The following is a 16,828-nucleotide window of genomic DNA, read 5'->3' on the forward strand; positions in this document are numbered from 1 at the left end:
GGCCAAATCGTTGGATAGAGACAATCAAGCGTCCTCACATGGCCAGGGTCAACGAGACAGCCGCTGCGAAGTGCCGCAACGGGCTGCCTTTTTCACTTGACCCTTGGCCGGGACGACGGTTCAACGAAATTTCAGGCGGGGTCAAAGCCCTTGTTGCAACGACGGATCATCGGGGTTCATCTGTTCGAGTTGGGCCAACAGGATCTGCACGTTTTGCAGCTGCCCGCTTTCCTTCCAGTAATTGATCAGCAGTACCCGTGCCTTGCGATCGTTCGGGTGGCGCTGAACGATTTCCTGCAACTGATTCTGCGCCGCTTCGAGCTCCTGCTCACCGTGCAACGTGGTGGCCAGGTCGTAGCGGTAATCGCGGTTATTGGGCTCAAGTTCAACGGCTTTGGACAGGCCGAGCAGGGCGAACTCGCTTTGCTCGTGATGCAGCAGCCAGAGCCCCAGGGCATGTTGCAGGTAGGCCGAGTTGGGCTGTGCCTGCAGTTGCCTGGCCAACAGTTGCCGGGCAGCGTCGTTCTGGCCCTGTTTATCCAGCACCTCGATTTGCAGCACCAGCGCCGGCAAGTTGTCCGGCGCCAGGCGCAGGGTGTTGTCCAGCGCCTGTTGCGCTTGCTTGAGCTCGGCGTTGTGCAGGTGCAGCCGGGCCAGTTGGTATTGATTTTCGGCGCTTTGGGGGGCGCTCTTGAGCACTTGCTCCCAGGCATCGATGGCTTGCTCCAGCGGTGCGAAATACAAACCCAGTTCATCCGGAGACAACCCCAGCAGCGCGTTGATCGCCGCCAGCCGCACGCTTTGTTCGCTGTCATCGAGCAAGGGTCCCAGCAGCAGGCTGCGCTGGCCGTTCGGTACCAGGCCACTGATGCTCCTGATCGCCGCGATACGCACTTCGGGCGACTCGTTCTGCAAGTCGGCATCCGCCAGTTTCAGGGCCACCGAGCTTGGGTAGTTGGGCAGCTCGGCATGCAGCCAGACACGACGCTTGGGGGACAGGTCCGGACGGGCCAATTGCTGATAGAGCACCCGCGCGGCACCTGGTTTGCCGCCCCGGGCTGCCGCCAGCGCTTCGCTGTAGCCATGCTGGATAGCCTCGGGAACCACCGGGGTGGTATCGCGCAGGGAAAACCACACAAGGCCGATGACGAGCAGGGCGAAAAGGCTGATAAACAGATAGCGGCGGGACTTGGGCATGCAGGAATCCGGAAACTGGCGAGCTTAGGCAAAGGCGCCAGCTTCGGTCAGGCCAGGCCTTGAGTCAAACCTTGACGACGCTCACGCTCGATCCAAACGGTTGAACAGCCCTTCAGGAGGCAATCAACGGGCCTGCAAGCTGCGTCGACAGCAAAACCACTCGAGGCCCCGCAGCAGTGACTACGCTTGCTGGAGGTTTCTCGACGAGTGTTCCCATGCAAGCGTTGTTGCAGTACTTCAAGGCCATGCTCAACCCCGGGCCCGGGGTATTGCTGTTTGCCTTGCGAACCATCGCGGCCGGGTTGTTGACCCTGTACCTGGCGTTTTTGTTCGACCTGGACCAGCCCAAGTGGTCGATCATGGCCGTGGTCATCATCAGCCAGCCACTGGGCGGCATGGTGCTGGCCCGCAGCTTTGGCCAGGTGATCGGCACCACGACGGGCGCGGCCGTGGCGGTGCTGATCATGGCGATCTTTCCCCAGGCACCGTTGCCGTTCATCACCACCCTGGCGTTGTGGCTGGCGTTGTGCACCGCCGGTGGCACTTTGTTGCGCTATACCAGTTCCGGGGCGTTTGTCCTCAGCGGCTACACCGCCGTGGTGGTGGCCTTGCTGGCGGTGCCGGACCAGGACGGCATGTTTTTGCTGGCGGTGACCCGCGTCACCGAGACGTTGCTGGCGGTTGCCTGTGTGTGCGTGGTCAGCCTGCTTACCGCCAGGCCGGAAGCCGTGGCCCGGGATTACTTCGCCAGGATCGATCAAATCACCCGGTTGCTGGCCACCCATGCCAGCGCCGTCATCCGCACCGAAGAGAGCGAAGCCGATTTCCAGCAGCGGCAAATGCAGCTGTTGGGCCAGATCAGCGGCCTGGAGGGCGTGCGCCGGCACATGTACTACGATGCGCCACGGTTGCGCAGTGCCAACGGTCTGGTGCAACTGCTGGGCAACCAATTGGTGTTATTGACCGCACGGCTGACCGCCTTGCGCCACCAGCGGCTGCTGCTGACCGAGCGCTGGGAGGGCGAGTTGCCAAAAGAAATTCAACAGCTGCGTGCCGAAGAACTGGCCTTTCTCGATGAGCTGGCGCGGGAGGGGCGTTCGCTATCCAGTGACAAGCGCCACTATTTCACGTCGCTGCAACAACGCTTTGATGAACTGGCCTACAGGGCCGAACAATTGACCGAGCCGCTGCCGGCCACCTTGCGTTCGCTGGCCTGGTCACTGCGCTGGGAGCAGGCGCGCCTGCTGCAGCAACTGGAGCAGATTCTGGAGTTGAGTGATGCCATCCAGAGCGGGCGACCGGCCAGCAGCGTGTATCGCGGGCGGGAAAACCCACTGCACCTGGACTTCACCCTGGCGACCATGAACGCCGTCCGGGCCTTTTCCGCGCTGTTGATCGCCGGCCTGATCTGGATCGAAACCGGCTGGGACGGTGCGCGAGGCGGGATGGTGCTGGTGGGCATCCTTTGCTCGCTGATGTCGACGTTTCCCCGCCCGCTACTGGCCGTTCAAAGCTACGCGAGGGGGTTCGGGCTGGCACTGGTGGCCTCGGCGCTCCTTCAGTTCATGCTTGTGCCGATGATCAGCAATTTCGAGATGCTTGCCTTGCTGTTGGCTCCCTTGCTCTACGCCGTTGCGGTGGGGCTGGCCAGTCCACCCACCACAGGTACCGGCATTGGCCTGGGGCTCACGACCTTTCTGTTGCTTGGCCCGTTGAACGTGGGGATTGGCCAGAACACCGCCATCCAGTGGTTTGAGTTTGCTGGCGCCTATACCTGCGCGACCGTGCTGGCCTTGAGTGTCTACGCGCTGATCTTTCCGTTCATGCCGGATTTGCGCATGCGCCGGCTCCACAAAGAGAACTGCGAGCAGGTGTACGCCTTGCTGAAAACCTCGGCGAGCGATGAACAGCAGTTTGCGTTCGAGAGCCGCATGGTTGATCGCCTGACCATGATGCTGGGGCTACTGCCGGCGACCCGGGAGCCACAATCGCGCGAGCGGTTTCAAGTCAGCCTGGCCTGCATGGCACTGGGTATTGCCTTGAATCAGCTCAGGCAGCAGGGGCAGAACAACGCACTGCTGAGTCCGGATCTGCAAAGTCGCCTGTTTTCGACAGTCCGGGAAACGGGCAGGCTGGTCGCCGGCCGGCCCGGGGTCGAAGTGGCGCAGGTGCTTGATAGTCTCCACACACTGGGCGACGACCTGGATGCCTTGCATACCGATGTTCATGAGCGCTTGTGGTCGGTGTTCCGGATGCGCGTTGCGCTGTTGATCGTGGTGTCGTTCGTTGAGCGTTATCGCGGCTACTTTCAACCCTCAGGCCTTGAAGGAGACCCTGTCCTTGCCCATTGATCTGGAAGTGGGTGGCGCCTATCTGCCCCCGATTGCCCAGGCGCTGCTGCTGGGCTTGCCGATTTTTCTGCTGTTGGACTGGGCGTTGCGCCGCCTCGGTGTGCTGCAGTTCGTCTGGCACGAGGCGTTGTTCGAAGGCGCGCTGTACGCCTGCGTCTGCGCCACGCTGATTCTGGTCATGGGAGCCTGATGCCTTGAAGAACATCCTTTCCCGACTCTCGACGGTGGCAGTGGTACTGCTGGCCTTGATCCTGGGCTGGTTCGCCTGGGAGCATTACACCCGCGCGCCCTGGACCCGGGATGCCCGGGTGCGCGCCGATGTGGTGACCTTGTCCGCCGACGTCTCGGGGCGAATCGTCAGCCTGGCCGTGCAGGACAACCAGCATGTAAACAAAGGCCAGGCGCTGCTGGAGATCGATCCGGCGCGTTACACCCTGGCGGTGGAGCATGCCAAGCGCGCGGTGGAGGTGGCGAAAGCCTCGCTGGGGCAGGCCCAGGCAGCCATTATCGCCAGCGAAGCCTTGCTCAAACAACGTCAGAGCGAAGAGCAACGGCGGCGCACGCTCAAGGACCGTTCGGCGATTTCCGGCGAAGAGTGGGAAAAAGCCAACACCGATGTGTCAGTGGCCCAGGCTGATTTACTGCGTAATCAGGCAAATCTGGTGTTGGCCCACGCCAACGTGCAACTGGCCATTGCGGCCTTGACCCAGTCCGAGCTCGACTTGCAGCGCACTCATGTCGTCTCCCCGGTGACCGGCTATGTCACCAATCTGCTGACCCGGGAGGGCGACTACGCCGCGGCCGGCGGTCCCTTGCTGGCGCTGGTGGACAGCGACTCGTTCTATGTCAGCGGTTACTTCGAAGAAACCAAGCTGCCGCGGATCGGGGAGGGCGACCGGGTCAAGATCGAGTTGATGAGTGGCGAAACGTTCGGCGGCAAAGTGCAGAGCATCGCCTTCGCCATTTCCGACCGGGAAAACCTGCCCGGCGGCCGCCTGCTGGCGAATATCAACCCCAGTTACACCTGGATCAAGCTGGCGCAACGGGTGCCGGTGCGGATCGAGATCGATGCCGACTATGCCGGTAAAAACAACCTGAGGGCCGGGACCACGGCCACTGTGACCGTCCAGGAAAACCATCGGACTGAAGATCACCGCTAACCCTTGTGGGAGCGGGCTTGCTCGCGAAGACGGTGTGTCAGGCAATACATATGTTTACTGACGCACCGCCTTCGCGAGCAAGCCCGCTCCCACAAGGGAAATGAGCTGTTTTTAAGAGAACAAAAAAAGCCCCGCGACCGAATGAGACGCAGGGCAAGGAAATTGGTTGGTTGCGGCCAACCAAAGGAGCACTTCAAAACATCGGGTTAATTGCTCGCGACCGTCTCCGGCTGCCAGCCGCCACCGAGGGCCTTGTAGATCGCGACGATGCCGCGATACAGGTCGACTTCAGCCTGGGCCTGGGTGTCTTCGGCCGCCAGGCGTTCACGCTGGGCGTCGAGCAGCACCAGGAAATCGGCGGTGCCTTCGCGGTAGCGGATCTCCGCCAGGTCGGCGGCCGAGCGGCTGGACTCGCTCTGGCGAATCAGCGAGATCAGGCGCTGTTGGCGTTTGCCGTAGTCGCTGAAAGCGTTTTCAGATTCTTCCAGGGCCAGCAACACTTGCTGCTCGTAGGTCGCCAGGGCGCCTTCGGCATCGGCGTCGGCACCGCGCAACCGGGCCTTGACGCTGCCCAGGTCAAACGCCGCCCAGGTGATGCTCGGGCCCAGCGCCCAGGCGTTGGCCGCCGAGGAGCCGATCTGCGAACCGCGCCCGGCCGTAAAGCCAAGGAAACCGCTGAGGCTGACCCGAGGGAAAAGGTCGGCCTTGGCCACGCCGATACGCGCCGTGGCCGAAGCCAATTGGCGCTCGGCACTGCGAATGTCCGGACGGCGTTGCAACAGTTCACCCGGATCACCGATCGGCAATGCCTTGGCGATCGCCGGCAGGTCTTTCGGGCTCAGGTCCACGGTCAGCTTGTCCGGGCGTTCACCCAGCAGGGTGGCGATGCGGTTTTTCTGCCGAATCTGTTCGGCCTGTAGTTGCGGCACGCTGGCCTCAACCGACGACAGTCGCGCATCGGCGCGCTCCACATCGAGCTGATCACCGACGCCGGCATCACGCAGGCTGACTGTGATCTTGCGCGACTCCTGCTGGTTCTGCAGGTTGGCCAGGGCAATTTTCTCCCGCAGCTGCGCGCCGCGCAGTTGCCCGTAGGAATCCACCAGTTCGGCAATCATGGTGACTTGCAGTTGGTACAGGTCGGCCTCGAACGCCTGTTGCTCGGCGTTGGCCGACTCCAGGTTGCGCTGGATGCGACCGAACAAGTCGATTTCCCAGGCCATGTCCAGGCCCAGGTCATAGCGTTCGCTGTTGACCCGGTCGGTGGTCTGGCCCGGAATCTGGCCTTTGCCCAGATCACTGCTGACGCGGCTGGTGATGGTTGGCATGGCGTCGTTGCTGACGTCATCGCGGATCGCCCGTGCGGCTTTCCAGCGGGCGAAGGCGACGCGCAAATCGCGGTTGCCTTGCAGGGATTGCGTCACCAGCTGGTTAAGGGTCGGGTCTTCGAACTGTTGCCACCAGATGCCTTCGAAACGCGAACGGTCAAAATTCTTCTGGCCGGCGGCGCCATCGGTGGCGGCCGTGATGTTGGCCGCCTCGGTGGTTGGCGTCTTGTAGTCCGGGCCCACGGTACAGGCACTCAGGGCCAGTACCAGCAGGCTCGGCAGGAAGGCTTTCAAACTCATCAGTGCGACTCCAGCTTCAGGGCGGCCTTGGCGGCTTTGCGTGCCTGGCCGCGCTCGACAAAGTTACGAATCAGTACGTAGAACACTGGCGTCAGCAACAGACCGAAGAAGGTCACCCCGAGCATCCCGGAGAACACTGCCACACCCATGGCATGACGCATTTCGGCACCGGCACCGCTGGAGAACACCAGCGGCACAACACCCATGATGAACGCGAAGGAGGTCATCAGGATCGGCCGCAGACGCAGACGGCACGCTTCGAGTACCGCCGCCAGCGGGCTCAAGCCTTCCTCCTGTTTGTCCTTGGCAAACTCGACGATCAGAATCGCGTTCTTACAGGCAAGCCCCACCAGCACGATCAAACCGATCTGGGTAAAGATGTTGTTGTCGCCACCGGAAGCAATTACCCCGGTAATGGCCGACAGCAGGGTCATCGGTACGATCAGGATCACCGCCAGTGGCAGGCTCCAGCTTTCGTACTGAGCCGCCAGTACCAGGAACGCCAGCAGCACACAGAGCGGGAACACGAAGAGTGCGGTGTTGCCGGACAGAATCTGCTGGTAGGTCAGATCGGTCCATTCGTAGGTCATGCCGTTGGGCAGTTCTTCCTTGAGCAGTTTCTCGATGGCTTTTTCGGCCTGGCCGGAGCTGTAGCCGGGGGCTGCCGCACCGTTGATTTCAGCGGTGATGAAGCCGTTGTAGTGCATCACGCGGTCGGGACCTGAGGTGTCGCTGACCTTGATGAAGGTCGCCAGCGGGATCATCTCGCCTTTGTTGTTACGCACTTTCAGCTGGCCGATCTGGTCGGATTCGAGACGGAACTGTTGCTCGGCCTGAACGTTGACCTGATAAGTACGGCCAAAGCGGTTGAAGTCGTTGGCATACAGCGAACCCAGGTAGATCTGCAGGGTGTCGAAGATGTCGCTGACGGCGACGCCGTGGGTCTTGGCTTTTTCCCGATCGATAGCGGCATCGACCTGCGGCACGTTCACCGTGTAGCTGGTGAACAGGCCGGCCAGTTCCGGCACGTTGTGGCTCTTGTTGATGATGTTCATGGTTTCCTTGTACAGCTCTTCGTAGCCCAGGTTGCCCCGGTCTTCGATCTGCAGGCGGAAACCACCAATGGTGCCCAGGCCTTGTACCGGCGGCGGCGGGAAGATCGCCATGTAGGCTTCCTGGATGTTCGCGTACTGGCCGTTCAAGGCACCGGCAATCGCACCGGCGGACATGCTCGGGTCTTTACGTTCGTCGAACGGTTTCAGGGTCACGAACACGATGCCGGCGTTCGGGCTGTTGGTGAAACCATTGATCGACAGGCCAGGGAACGCCACCGCACTTTCCACGCCCGGCTGTTTAAGGGCGAGGTCGGACATGCGCTTGATCACGTCTTCGGTACGGTCCAGGCTCGAGGCATCCGGCAGTTGCGCGAAGGCCACCAGGTATTGCTTGTCCTGCCCGGGTACGAAACCGGTCGGGGTGCTGGAGAAACCGAAGAAGGTCAGGACCATCAGGCCGGCGTACAGCAGCAGGGCGATACCGCTGGAGCGGATCACGCGGGCAACGGTGCCGACATAACCATGGCTGGCCTTTTCAAAGAAGCGGTTGAACGGACGGAACAACCAGCCACCGAAAATCTTGTCCAGCACCTTGGAGAAACGGTCTTTCGGTGCGTCGTGGCCCTTGAGCAATACTGCGGCCAGGGCCGGCGACAGGGTCAGGGAGTTGAAGGCCGAGATCACCGTGGAAATCGCGATGGTCAGGGCGAACTGCTTGTAGAACTGGCCGGTCAGGCCGGAAATGAACGCCGCCGGAACAAACACCGCACACAGCACCAGCGCCGTCGCAATGATCGGGCCGGTTACCTCGCCCATGGCTTTTTTGGTCGCTTCGACCGGGGTCAATCCGAGTTCGATGTTCCGCTCGACGTTCTCCACCACCACGATGGCATCGTCCACCACGATACCGATCGCCAGCACCAGGCCGAACAGCGACAAGGCGTTGAGCGAGAAGCCGAACAGATGCATCACGGCAAAGGTACCGATCAGCGATACCGGCACAGCGACCAGCGGAATGATCGAGGCGCGCCAGGTCTGCAGGAACAGGATCACCACCAGCACCACGAGGATCAGCGCTTCGAAGAGGGTGTGAACCACCGCCTCGATGGAGCCGCGCACGAAGATCGTCGGGTCATAGACGATGCTGAAGTCCATGCCTTCGGGGAAGGTCTTCTTCAGCTCGGCCATTTTCGCCCGGACTTCATTGGAGATTTCGATGGCGTTGGAACCCGGACGCTGGAAGATCGGGATCGCCACCGCCGGCTGGTTGTTCAGCAGGGAACGCAGGGCGTACTGACTGGAACCCAGTTCAACTCGGGCGATGTCTTTCAGGCGAGTGATCTCACCGTTACTGCCTGCGCGAATGATGATGTTCTCGAACTCTTCCTCGGAAACCAGACGGCCCTGAGTGTTGACCGACAACTGGAAGCTTTGGGCATTCGGGGCAGGGGGCGCACCCAAGGCACCGGCCGCCACCTGGCGGTTCTGTTCACGAATCGCGGTGACCACATCGGTGGCGGTCAGGTTGCGCGAAGCGGTCTTGTTCGGATCGAGCCAGACACGAAGCGAGTAATCGCCCATACCGAACAGTTGCACGTCACCGACACCGCCCAGCCGCGCCAGCTCATCCTTGATGTTCAGGATCGCGTAGTTGGACAGATAGAGCATGTCGTAGCGTTTGTCCGGCGAGGTCAAGTGCACCACCATCGTCAGGTCGGGCGACGCCTTGTCCACGGTGATACCGATGCGTGTCACTTCCTCGGGAAGCTTAGGCTCGGTGCGGGTCACGCGGTTCTGCACCTGCACCTGGGCGTTGTCCAGGTCAGTGCCCAGGGCAAAGGTGATGGTCAGGGTGATCTTGCCGTCGGCGGTCGACTGCGAGGACATGTACAGCATGTTCTCGACGCCGGTGATGGCTTGTTCCAGCGGCGCGGCCACGGTTTCACCGATAACTTTCGGGTTGGCACCCGGGAAGTTGGCGCGGACCACCACGGTCGGCGGCACCACTTCCGGGTATTCGCTGATCGGCAACTGGAACAGCGAGATCGCACCGGCGATCAGGATCAGCAGCGACAGCACTGCTGCGAAGATCGGCCGCGAAATGAAGAATTGGGAAAAATTCATCGTAAAAATCCCTTAACCGCGTGGGGTCGTGGCAGCCAGTTTCACAGCCGTACCCGGTGCAACCCTGGCAGGCGCGACTTGAGGCAGGTTGCTGGCTTCCAGCGCTTGGCGTTGTTGTGCGAGTGCCGCGAGGGTTTGTTCGCTGGCCATCGGAATCACTTCAGGGGTGACCGGTGAACCAGGGCGTACCCGTTGCAGACCCTTGACGATGATGGTGTCGTCCTTGTTCAGGCCGTTGCGCACGATGCGCAGGCCTTCGATCTTCGGACCCAGTTCCACCGCGCGGTAGGCGGTCTTGTTGTCGGCATCCATCACCAGCACGAACTTCTTGCCCAGGTCGGTGCCGACCGCTTCATCGTTGATCAGCATGGCGCTGTAGGTGCCGCTGCCCACCAGTTTCAGGCGTGCATACAGGCCCGGGGTGTAGCTGCCATCGCTGTTGTCGAACACGGCGCGGCCACGGATGGTGCCGGTCTTCGGGTTGACCTGGTTGTCGACGAAGTTCATCACGCCCTGGTGCGGGTTGCCGTCCTCGTTGGACAGGCCCATGTAGACCGGGGTGGTGGCGCCGCGTTTGCCCTGACGGGCGAGCTCGGTGTACTTGAGGAACACACGCTCGTCCGCGTCGAAGTAGGCGTACACCTTGTCGGTGGAGACCACACTGGTCAGCGGGGTGGTGTCGGCGGTCACCAGGTTGCCGGCGGTGATTTCCGCACGGCTGACGCGGCCGCTGATGGGGGCGGTGACGCGGGTGAAGCTCAGGTTCAGCCGCGCTAGATCAAGCTGCGCTTGCAGGGCACCGACGGCGGCGCGGGCTTCCTGGGCGGCGCTGGTACGCGAGTCGGCCAGTTCGGCGGAAATGGCGTTGCTGGTGCGCAGGCGCTCACCGCGCTGGGCTTCGTTTTCGCTGCGGGTGGCATTGGCGCGCGATTGTGCAACCAGGGCTTCGAGGCGGCGGACCTCAGCCTGGAACGGACGCGGGTCGATCTGGAACAGCAGGTCGCCTTTCTTGACCAGGGCGCCTTCAGTGAACGCTACTTCATCGATCTGGCCGGAGACCCGTGGACGAATCTCGACGGTTTCCGGCGCTTCGAGGCGGCCGGTGAATTCGTCCCACTCGTTGACCGGTTGTTCCAGCACCTTGGCCACGCTGACCTTGGCCGCTGGCATGCTGGCGGCGGTTTCCGGGGCCTTGCCGCAAGCGCTGATCACCACTACGGCCAACAAAGCCAACGGGAAGCGCAAATGTTTGAGTGACTGTTCCATGGATGCATCCGCCAATGTGTTGAGATTGGCGAATGATGCGCGGCGGGTTTGTATCTCACGAATCGAATGGGGCGAAGGTAACTATCATTCGGAATGATATAAGACCCAAGCCAGCCCTCTAGCCTGCGCCTTGCGTCAGAGTGCAATCAACCCGGTTGATGGCAATTCTGTGTTTTCAGGTCTGCAAAGGTGTGAGGGAGGTCGATGTGCCGGTTTTCGGACGCCCTATGGTGAGGTGCATTCAATGAGGTATCAGTCATTTTTCGATACAGCCAAAGCATACGAAATGTAATTCGTATAATGAGGCTGCTGTATTAAAGGTAGTTAATTGTTTGCTGAAGTGGAAAAAATGGGAAGTTTCCTGTAATGATTTATCAGTAAAGCGTAAGTGGGACTATTGAATGACTCTGGTATGCTGAGTTTGTGTTCAGCCAACTAGAGAAATAAGCATGAGTAACATGAGGTTGCCGAAGCTCCTGAAAAATGGAAGCAGGATCGCTATAGTTTCGCCAGCAGGTTATTTGACCAATCCGGCTTTTTTGGATCACGTTACTACGATGATTAAAGAGCAGGGGTATAGTTTTGTATATTCAAAAAACTGCTTTGAGAAGTATGACAATCATTATGCCTATGCAGGCACACCGCAGCAAAGGTTGGCAGATTTACAATGGGCGTGCGATGACCCGAATATCGACGCTATCTGGGTGACTCGTGGGGGTTATGGAAGTGTACAGTTGCTGGATGGACTAAATTTTAGTGCCATTTGTAAAAATCCAAAATGGCTGATTGGTTATTCCGATATCACTTACCTGCACAGCGCTTTCAATCGAAACGGTATCGCTACGATCCATGGGCACAACGTGGTACGAACCCTGAGTAATGGCGTTCCTCCTCCGCCGTCTGCCTACGGCAAGATCTTTGATATTTTGAAAGGCCACGCGCCAGAGTATGAGATTGCTTCACATGCATTGAATGAAGCGGGTAAGGCCAAGGGGCGACTGGTGGGCGGAAACCAAACGATTGTCGGAGCCGTTTCCGGAACTCGCTACGACTTCGATTACAAGGGGGCAATATTGTTCCTGGAGGAGATCGGTGAAAACGCCTATTATAGAATCGATCGGCAAATGCAAACGCTGGAAACGGCAGGTGTATTGGCTAAAATAAAAGGCATCATTATAGGCTCCATGCGGGATATAGGCGGCGCAAAGTCGGATTTTGACGAGACTGCTTATAGCTTGATTCATCAAATTACAGAAAAATATAACGTACCTAAAATATTTGCTTTTCCCGCAGGGCATACGCCTGATCATTATCCGCTGATTATGGGGGCGGAGGTTGAGATGGAAGTGCAGGCAGGCCGGAGCATCGTGAAATACTCCCTGCCTCATAAGTGCCCTTGATTTGGGATGTTCTTCGGGTGGTTAAATAAATGTTGAACACTCGAAGAAGACCCGGTTGCGACAATTCTCGTAGATCATCAGGCGCCCGATTATGTGAGACTGTCCGGATCCCCGAAAAACATTTTGACTTGGCTCTATGGCGGTGGTTTAAGGCCGAAAAAACTTAGCGATGCCCCCACTTTTGCCCCCACTCGCACCCAGAACACGAGCGACCGAAACGGGGGGGCTGACTGAGCCCGAAAACTCTTGAGTAGTCACTAAGATCACGGCGAGAAAGTCAGATCTGACAGGCACCCATAAAAAAGCGGGTGACTGTCAGATCAAGCAGGGCTCACTGCATCAAATTCCTAGCGCGTCGAAGGGTAAAATGCTGATGTTTTTTTACCGGGCGGCAAGTATTCAGTTAATCCCTGGAACCACATCACTTCAACAAAGTCACCGCGGATAACCAAGTCCTCTTTACGCAATCCTGTCAGAAATGCATCTTTACTATCTTTGGCAGACAGAATGGCGAATCCCTTTGCTGCATCTCTGAACGACAGGGTGAATTTTGGCTTTTCAGTCAAACCGGTAGAGGATTTTATCTTGCCGTTTTTAAGGGTGAAGTAGCGACCCACTCCGTCATGCGTTTGGATTTGAAAGACCAGCTCCTTGCCTTTAACGTATTTTGCACAGTCAGGACTTTTTTTGATTGTTCTCTGTAATAACTTGGTCAACGCCCATAACAAAAATTTAAACTTCAGCATGGTGAGCTTGCTCCGCAAGGGGGGACTCGTTGAGGAATTGAATGGCGTGTTTGAGAAAACGCTCAGGGTATTGGAATTGAGCACCATGACCGGCATCCGGGTACAAGAACAGTTGGGCGTTCGGGATGTTCTGAGCCATGTACCAGGAATTGACCGTTGGAACCATAACGTCATTCATACCGTTCAGAATGAGCGTCGGCTGTTTGATCTCGCGCAGATGATTGAAAGGATCGTTCGGGTCCAGCTTTGGCAAATAGTACATATTCGCTTCGATCTGGGCCTGTATCACTTCAGGAGAGCTGGGTGGGTCCTGGTCGACACGCTGATGGCGGCGCTCCCAGAAATCACGTCCGGCCTGCTGCGCCGCCGCGGATCGACCGAAGAACAGAAACAGAAAGTCTTCGAGGGTCGGAACGGGGCGCGGTGCAGCTTCCAGCACTCCAGGGTCTGAATCCGGATTACCGCCACGAGGTCCAGTGCCGAGCAGCATGAGCTTGCGCACGAGGTCGGGATGGCGTCGTGTCAGGTCCTGGGCTTGAAAACCACCGAGTGAGAAACCTAAAACATCGACCTTGGACAGGCCTAGTGCGCGGATCACCGCAGCAGCGTCGTCGGCCATATGTTCGATCCGGTTACGCGGTTTGCCGGAAGAAGAGGCAATTCCACGACCGTTGTAGAGGATGACCTCGCGCCCCGCAGCCAAGCCATCCGTCATGAGTGGATCCCAATGATCCATACCGCCGCGGAAATGTTGAAGAAAGAACAGAGGGGGCTGGCCTGTCGTATTGTTGCCCCAGCGGCGATAGGCAAATTTATCCCCGTCGACTTCCACGAAGCGAGTGGGGGCGGTGAAATGGGTGTCGGTCATTGGCGTCTTCCGGAGTGGTTATTGTGGCGATCGATGCGAGCGAGCCTCGGGCTCAGGCCCGTGCGCGCATGCGCCGCGTACGGAACGTGCCCCAGCCGCTTTTCATCACTGATTTTGAAAACGCCCACAACCCACTTTCGTTGGGGCGCGGATCACCGCCATTGGCGATTCGTTTGAGCTGCAGCGTGTACCAGAAGATTTCCATGACGCCCATCTGATCGATTTGCTTGATGCCTGTGGTGATCGGCCGTACACGTTGCGAACTGTCCCGCCCTTGCAGTAGGGCCGCCGGTGCCTCGGGATCAATGGCCAATAAGCGCGCGAGGCCAATGACATCGAGCGCTTCGCAACGCAGCGCAGCGTTCATGGCGGCGGCACTGCGAAAACCGCCAGTGACCATCAAAGGCACCTTGATCGAGGCGCGCACCTTTTCAGCAAACTCAAGAAAGTAAGCCTCACGTGCTACGGTGGACGCTTTTTTCGTCTCCTGGAGCCCGCCGCTCATGGCTGGAGCCTCATAGGTGCCCCCCGAAATCTCAATCAGGTCGATGCCAGCTTCGGCAAGTGCATGAATCGTCGCCATCGATTCCTCTTCGGTGAAGCCTCCGCGCTGGAAATCTGCTGAGTTGAGCTTGATGCCTACGGGAAATTCGGCACCGACCTGGCGGCGAATCTCGGCGTAAACAGCCAACACGAAACGTCGACGTTTTTCCGGGCTGCCACCCCATTCATCCGTACGCCGATTGTGGTGTGGCGAGAGGAACTGATTGATCAGATAACCGTGTGCGCCGTGGATTTGCACGCCGCTGAAGCCGGCCTCCTTGCAGATGGCCGCGCTGCGTCCAAAGCGCCTGATGATGTCTTCGATCTCGGCCGTGGTGGCTTCGCGTGGGGTCTCGAAGAGCGCGGCCATGTCCTCGCGAAAGGGGACGGCCGATGGCGCGAGGTTGCTGGCATTCAAGCCTTTGGTCGACTGCTTGCCGGGGTGATTGAGCTGCACCCAGATCGCCGCTCCCTGCTCGGTTGCCGCACGGGCCCACTGGCGGAGCACAGGCAGGTCCGCTTCATCTTCGATTACCACGTTGCCTGGTTCACCGAGCGCACGCCGGTCGATCATCACATTTCCGGTGATGAGCAAACCAATGCCGGAGGCGGACCAGCGCCGGTACAACTCGACCAGTTTTAACGTCGGGTGATTGTTGTAGGTACCCAACGTTTCGCTCATGGACGCCTTGGCGAGGCGGTTGCGAAAAACGCTGCCGTTCGGGAGTTGTAAAGGCTGGTTCAGCAGATTTTCTTCAGGCGAGGCGGCGGTCATGGTGAGTTCTCAATAAGGGCTGTTTCATGATTGAAGGGTGTGCAGCGGGATGGAGTCCGATACCCGCCGGGATTGAGTGTTTTTCAATGGGATGTACGACATGGCATGCTCGGTCAGCGCGGTAATCGTCAGGCTTGGATTAACCCCGAGATTGGCGCTGAGCATCGAGCCGTCGCAAACCAGCAAGTTCTGATAGCCGAAGACCCGGTTCTGTACGTCCATCACGCCGCGCTCCGGCGAGTCCGCCATCGCACAGCCGCCCATGCAGTGGGCCGTGGTCGGGATGTTGAACAAGATCTCGGACAGAAAGGTGGTGGGTATGCCACCGAGCGCTTTTGCGCCCTTTTCGGCAAACGCGTTCGCCTCTGGAATGAAGGTCGGGATGGGACCACCCTCACTGGCGAGCTGTTTTGCGAATGGCCAAAACCAGCGACGCTTGAGCCGCATGTCGAGAGACGCATCCACTGCCTGCATCACCAGCAACAACATGGTCTGACGGGCGAAACCGGCGGGGTTGTGCACGAGCAATGCTTGCAGCGGATGTTTGAGCAGCGTCCACAGCCAGGTCAATATTCGCCTCCACCCCGGGCGTCCGCCGCACAGCAAGGTCATCATGAGGCCAATGGCGTCCGAGCCTTCCGGGTAGCGCACGACTCCGATATGTGTGCGCTCATCGAGATAGATGCTGCCACCCCCCGCCAGTCCCGGCGACATGCTCTTGTCCGCGGCCGGGAAGCGTACGCCAATAAGGGATTCGGCATTGGTGCGCACACGTTTTCCGAGGTCGTCGCTGATGCGCGGCAGCGACCCTTTTTGCTTGAGCCGGAACAACAATTCCATTGTGCCCAACGACGACGCGGCGAAGACCACGCCGCGGCAGCGAAAGCTGCGGCGCTGCTTATCGAACCAGGTGGTCGAGCACTCAGTGAGGACTTCATAGCCGTCACTGCCGTCCTCCTTGCCGTTGATCGGCCGCACGTCCACCACCCTGGTTTCGGCAAAAACCTGGGCGCCACGTTTTTCTGCGAGATAAAGGTAATTCTTGTCGAGTGTGTTCTTGGCGTTGTGCTTGCAACCCATCATGCAGCCACCGCAACCGGTGCAAGTCCCGCGCGCCGGGCCTTCACCATTGAAGTAGGGATCCGGGTAGCTCTTGCCGCCTGCTTCTCCGTCGGGAGCGAAGAAGGCCCCTACGCGGGGGGCGTGAAACGTATGGCCCACGCCTTGCAAATCTGCCATTTTCTTGAGGCGTAGATCAGCCTCGCCCATGATCTTGCTCTCGGTCACGCCCAGCATCTTCTCCGCTGTGGCGTAGTACTGCGGCATGATTCGTTTCCAGTCCGCCAGGCCGGCCCAGGAACCCTCATTCCATACGCTATCGCGCGGTGTCAGCAAGGCGTTGGCATAGGTGATGGATCCGCCACCGACTGCGTTGCCGCTGACGGTCATCACGTGACGGAACAGGCGCATGTTGTAGAAACCGAACATCTTCAGCCCGGGTCGCCACATCCAGCGCCGCGCGTCCCAGTTGGATTTTGGAAAGTCCTCGGCCGTCCAGCGCCGGCCCATCTCCATTACGCCAACGCGGTAGCCCTTTTCTGTCAGCCGGAAGGTGGACACGCTGCCACCGAATCCGGAGCCGATCACGATGTAGTCGAAATCGAAAGATGGATTCATTGCGTGCTGCTCAGCCAAGCACTGCGTAGAGGCGTGAA

At 59.3% G+C, this 16,828-nt stretch carries 12 protein-coding genes; 4 read left to right on the forward strand and 8 right to left on the reverse strand.

Going from position 1 to position 16,828, the window contains the following annotated elements:
• Nucleotides 1-141 precede the first annotated feature (141 nt).
• Nucleotides 142-1,197 carry a tetratricopeptide repeat protein gene (locus AC3IT6_RS14005; RefSeq protein ID WP_489356313.1) on the reverse strand — a complete coding sequence of 352 codons (1,056 nt, stop codon included), beginning with the start codon at nt 1,195-1,197 and terminating at the stop codon, nt 142-144.
• Between the two features lie 215 nt (nt 1,198-1,412).
• On the opposite strand from AC3IT6_RS14005, the gene AC3IT6_RS14010 reads away from it, so the two are divergent.
• The 3 genes from AC3IT6_RS14010 to AC3IT6_RS14020 are packed head-to-tail and all read left to right on the forward strand — an operon-like array spanning nt 1,413 to nt 4,708.
• Complete coding sequence (locus AC3IT6_RS14010; protein ID WP_489356315.1) at nt 1,413-3,548, forward strand: FUSC family protein; 2,136 nt, start codon at nt 1,413-1,415, stop codon at nt 3,546-3,548.
• Nucleotides 3,538-3,738: a DUF1656 domain-containing protein gene (locus tag AC3IT6_RS14015; protein WP_414919040.1), complete on the forward strand. Its 201-nt coding sequence runs from the start codon at nt 3,538-3,540 to the stop codon at nt 3,736-3,738. The genes AC3IT6_RS14010 and AC3IT6_RS14015 overlap by 11 nt, the downstream gene beginning before the upstream one ends.
• A 4-nt stretch (nt 3,739-3,742) precedes the next feature.
• Nucleotides 3,743-4,708, forward strand: a complete 966-nt coding sequence (locus tag AC3IT6_RS14020; protein WP_489356318.1) for an HlyD family secretion protein — start codon at nt 3,743-3,745, stop codon at nt 4,706-4,708.
• 206 nt (nt 4,709-4,914) lie between these two features.
• On the opposite strand, the gene AC3IT6_RS14025 is transcribed toward AC3IT6_RS14020, so the two are convergent.
• From AC3IT6_RS14025 to mexE, 3 genes are read right to left on the reverse strand one after another with little or no spacing between them, the layout of a single operon-like run.
• Complete coding sequence (locus AC3IT6_RS14025; RefSeq protein ID WP_489356320.1) at nt 4,915-6,336, reverse strand: efflux transporter outer membrane subunit; 1,422 nt, start codon at nt 6,334-6,336, stop codon at nt 4,915-4,917.
• Nucleotides 6,336-9,515 carry an efflux RND transporter permease subunit gene (locus AC3IT6_RS14030; RefSeq protein ID WP_151213558.1) on the reverse strand — a complete coding sequence of 1,060 codons (3,180 nt, stop codon included), beginning with the start codon at nt 9,513-9,515 and terminating at the stop codon, nt 6,336-6,338. The genes AC3IT6_RS14025 and AC3IT6_RS14030 overlap by 1 nt, the downstream gene beginning before the upstream one ends.
• 12 nt (nt 9,516-9,527) lie before the next feature.
• Nucleotides 9,528-10,781 (reverse strand): multidrug efflux RND transporter periplasmic adaptor subunit MexE, encoded by a 1,254-nt coding sequence (mexE, locus tag AC3IT6_RS14035; RefSeq protein ID WP_057714781.1) that lies wholly within the window; start codon nt 10,779-10,781, stop codon nt 9,528-9,530.
• A gap of 449 nt (nt 10,782-11,230) precedes the next feature.
• Between mexE and AC3IT6_RS14040 the strand changes: the two genes are divergently transcribed.
• Entirely contained in the window at nt 11,231-12,181 is a 951-nt protein-coding gene (locus tag AC3IT6_RS14040) for a S66 peptidase family protein (RefSeq protein WP_489356322.1), read from the forward strand.
• Between the two features lie 347 nt (nt 12,182-12,528).
• Here AC3IT6_RS14040 and AC3IT6_RS14045 read toward each other — a convergent pair whose 3' ends face one another.
• From AC3IT6_RS14045 to AC3IT6_RS14060, 4 genes are read right to left on the reverse strand one after another with little or no spacing between them, the layout of a single operon-like run.
• Complete coding sequence (locus AC3IT6_RS14045; protein ID WP_046043287.1) at nt 12,529-12,927, reverse strand: hypothetical protein; 399 nt, start codon at nt 12,925-12,927, stop codon at nt 12,529-12,531.
• Nucleotides 12,914-13,795, reverse strand: coding sequence for an alpha/beta fold hydrolase (locus tag AC3IT6_RS14050; protein WP_046043288.1), 882 nt, complete (start codon nt 13,793-13,795; stop codon nt 12,914-12,916). Before AC3IT6_RS14050 ends, AC3IT6_RS14045 begins: the two co-directional genes overlap by 14 nt.
• A gap of 52 nt (nt 13,796-13,847) precedes the next feature.
• Entirely contained in the window at nt 13,848-15,113 is a 1,266-nt protein-coding gene (locus AC3IT6_RS14055) for an NADH:flavin oxidoreductase/NADH oxidase family protein (protein WP_223464121.1), read from the reverse strand.
• A 24-nt stretch (nt 15,114-15,137) separates the two neighbouring features.
• Complete coding sequence (locus tag AC3IT6_RS14060) at nt 15,138-16,790, reverse strand: GMC oxidoreductase (protein ID WP_489356325.1); 1,653 nt, start codon at nt 16,788-16,790, stop codon at nt 15,138-15,140.
• Between the last annotated feature and the right edge of the window lie 38 nt (nt 16,791-16,828).

The sequence above is a fragment of the Pseudomonas sp. KH_017 genome (assembly GCF_057840285.1).

Bases quoted from the DNA above. Each gene is read 5' to 3' on its own strand.
- AC3IT6_RS14005 (WP_489356313.1), bottom strand. From the start codon at position 1,197: ATGCCCAAGTCCCGCCGCTATCTGTTTATCAGCCTTTTCGCCCTGCTC.
- AC3IT6_RS14010 (WP_489356315.1), top strand. From the start codon at position 1,413: ATGCAAGCGTTGTTGCAGTACTTCAAGGCCATGCTCAACCCCGGGCCC.
- AC3IT6_RS14025 (WP_489356320.1), bottom strand. From the start codon at position 6,336: ATGAGTTTGAAAGCCTTCCTGCCGAGCCTGCTGGTACTGGCCCTGAGT.
- AC3IT6_RS14030 (WP_151213558.1), bottom strand. From the start codon at position 9,515: ATGAATTTTTCCCAATTCTTCATTTCGCGGCCGATCTTCGCAGCAGTG.
- mexE (WP_057714781.1), bottom strand. From the start codon at position 10,781: ATGGAACAGTCACTCAAACATTTGCGCTTCCCGTTGGCTTTGTTGGCC.
- AC3IT6_RS14040 (WP_489356322.1), top strand. From the start codon at position 11,231: ATGAGTAACATGAGGTTGCCGAAGCTCCTGAAAAATGGAAGCAGGATC.
- AC3IT6_RS14045 (WP_046043287.1), bottom strand. From the start codon at position 12,927: ATGCTGAAGTTTAAATTTTTGTTATGGGCGTTGACCAAGTTATTACAG.
- AC3IT6_RS14050 (WP_046043288.1), bottom strand. From the start codon at position 13,795: ATGACCGACACCCATTTCACCGCCCCCACTCGCTTCGTGGAAGTCGAC.
- AC3IT6_RS14055 (WP_223464121.1), bottom strand. From the start codon at position 15,113: ATGACCGCCGCCTCGCCTGAAGAAAATCTGCTGAACCAGCCTTTACAA.
- AC3IT6_RS14060 (WP_489356325.1), bottom strand. From the start codon at position 16,790: ATGAATCCATCTTTCGATTTCGACTACATCGTGATCGGCTCCGGATTC.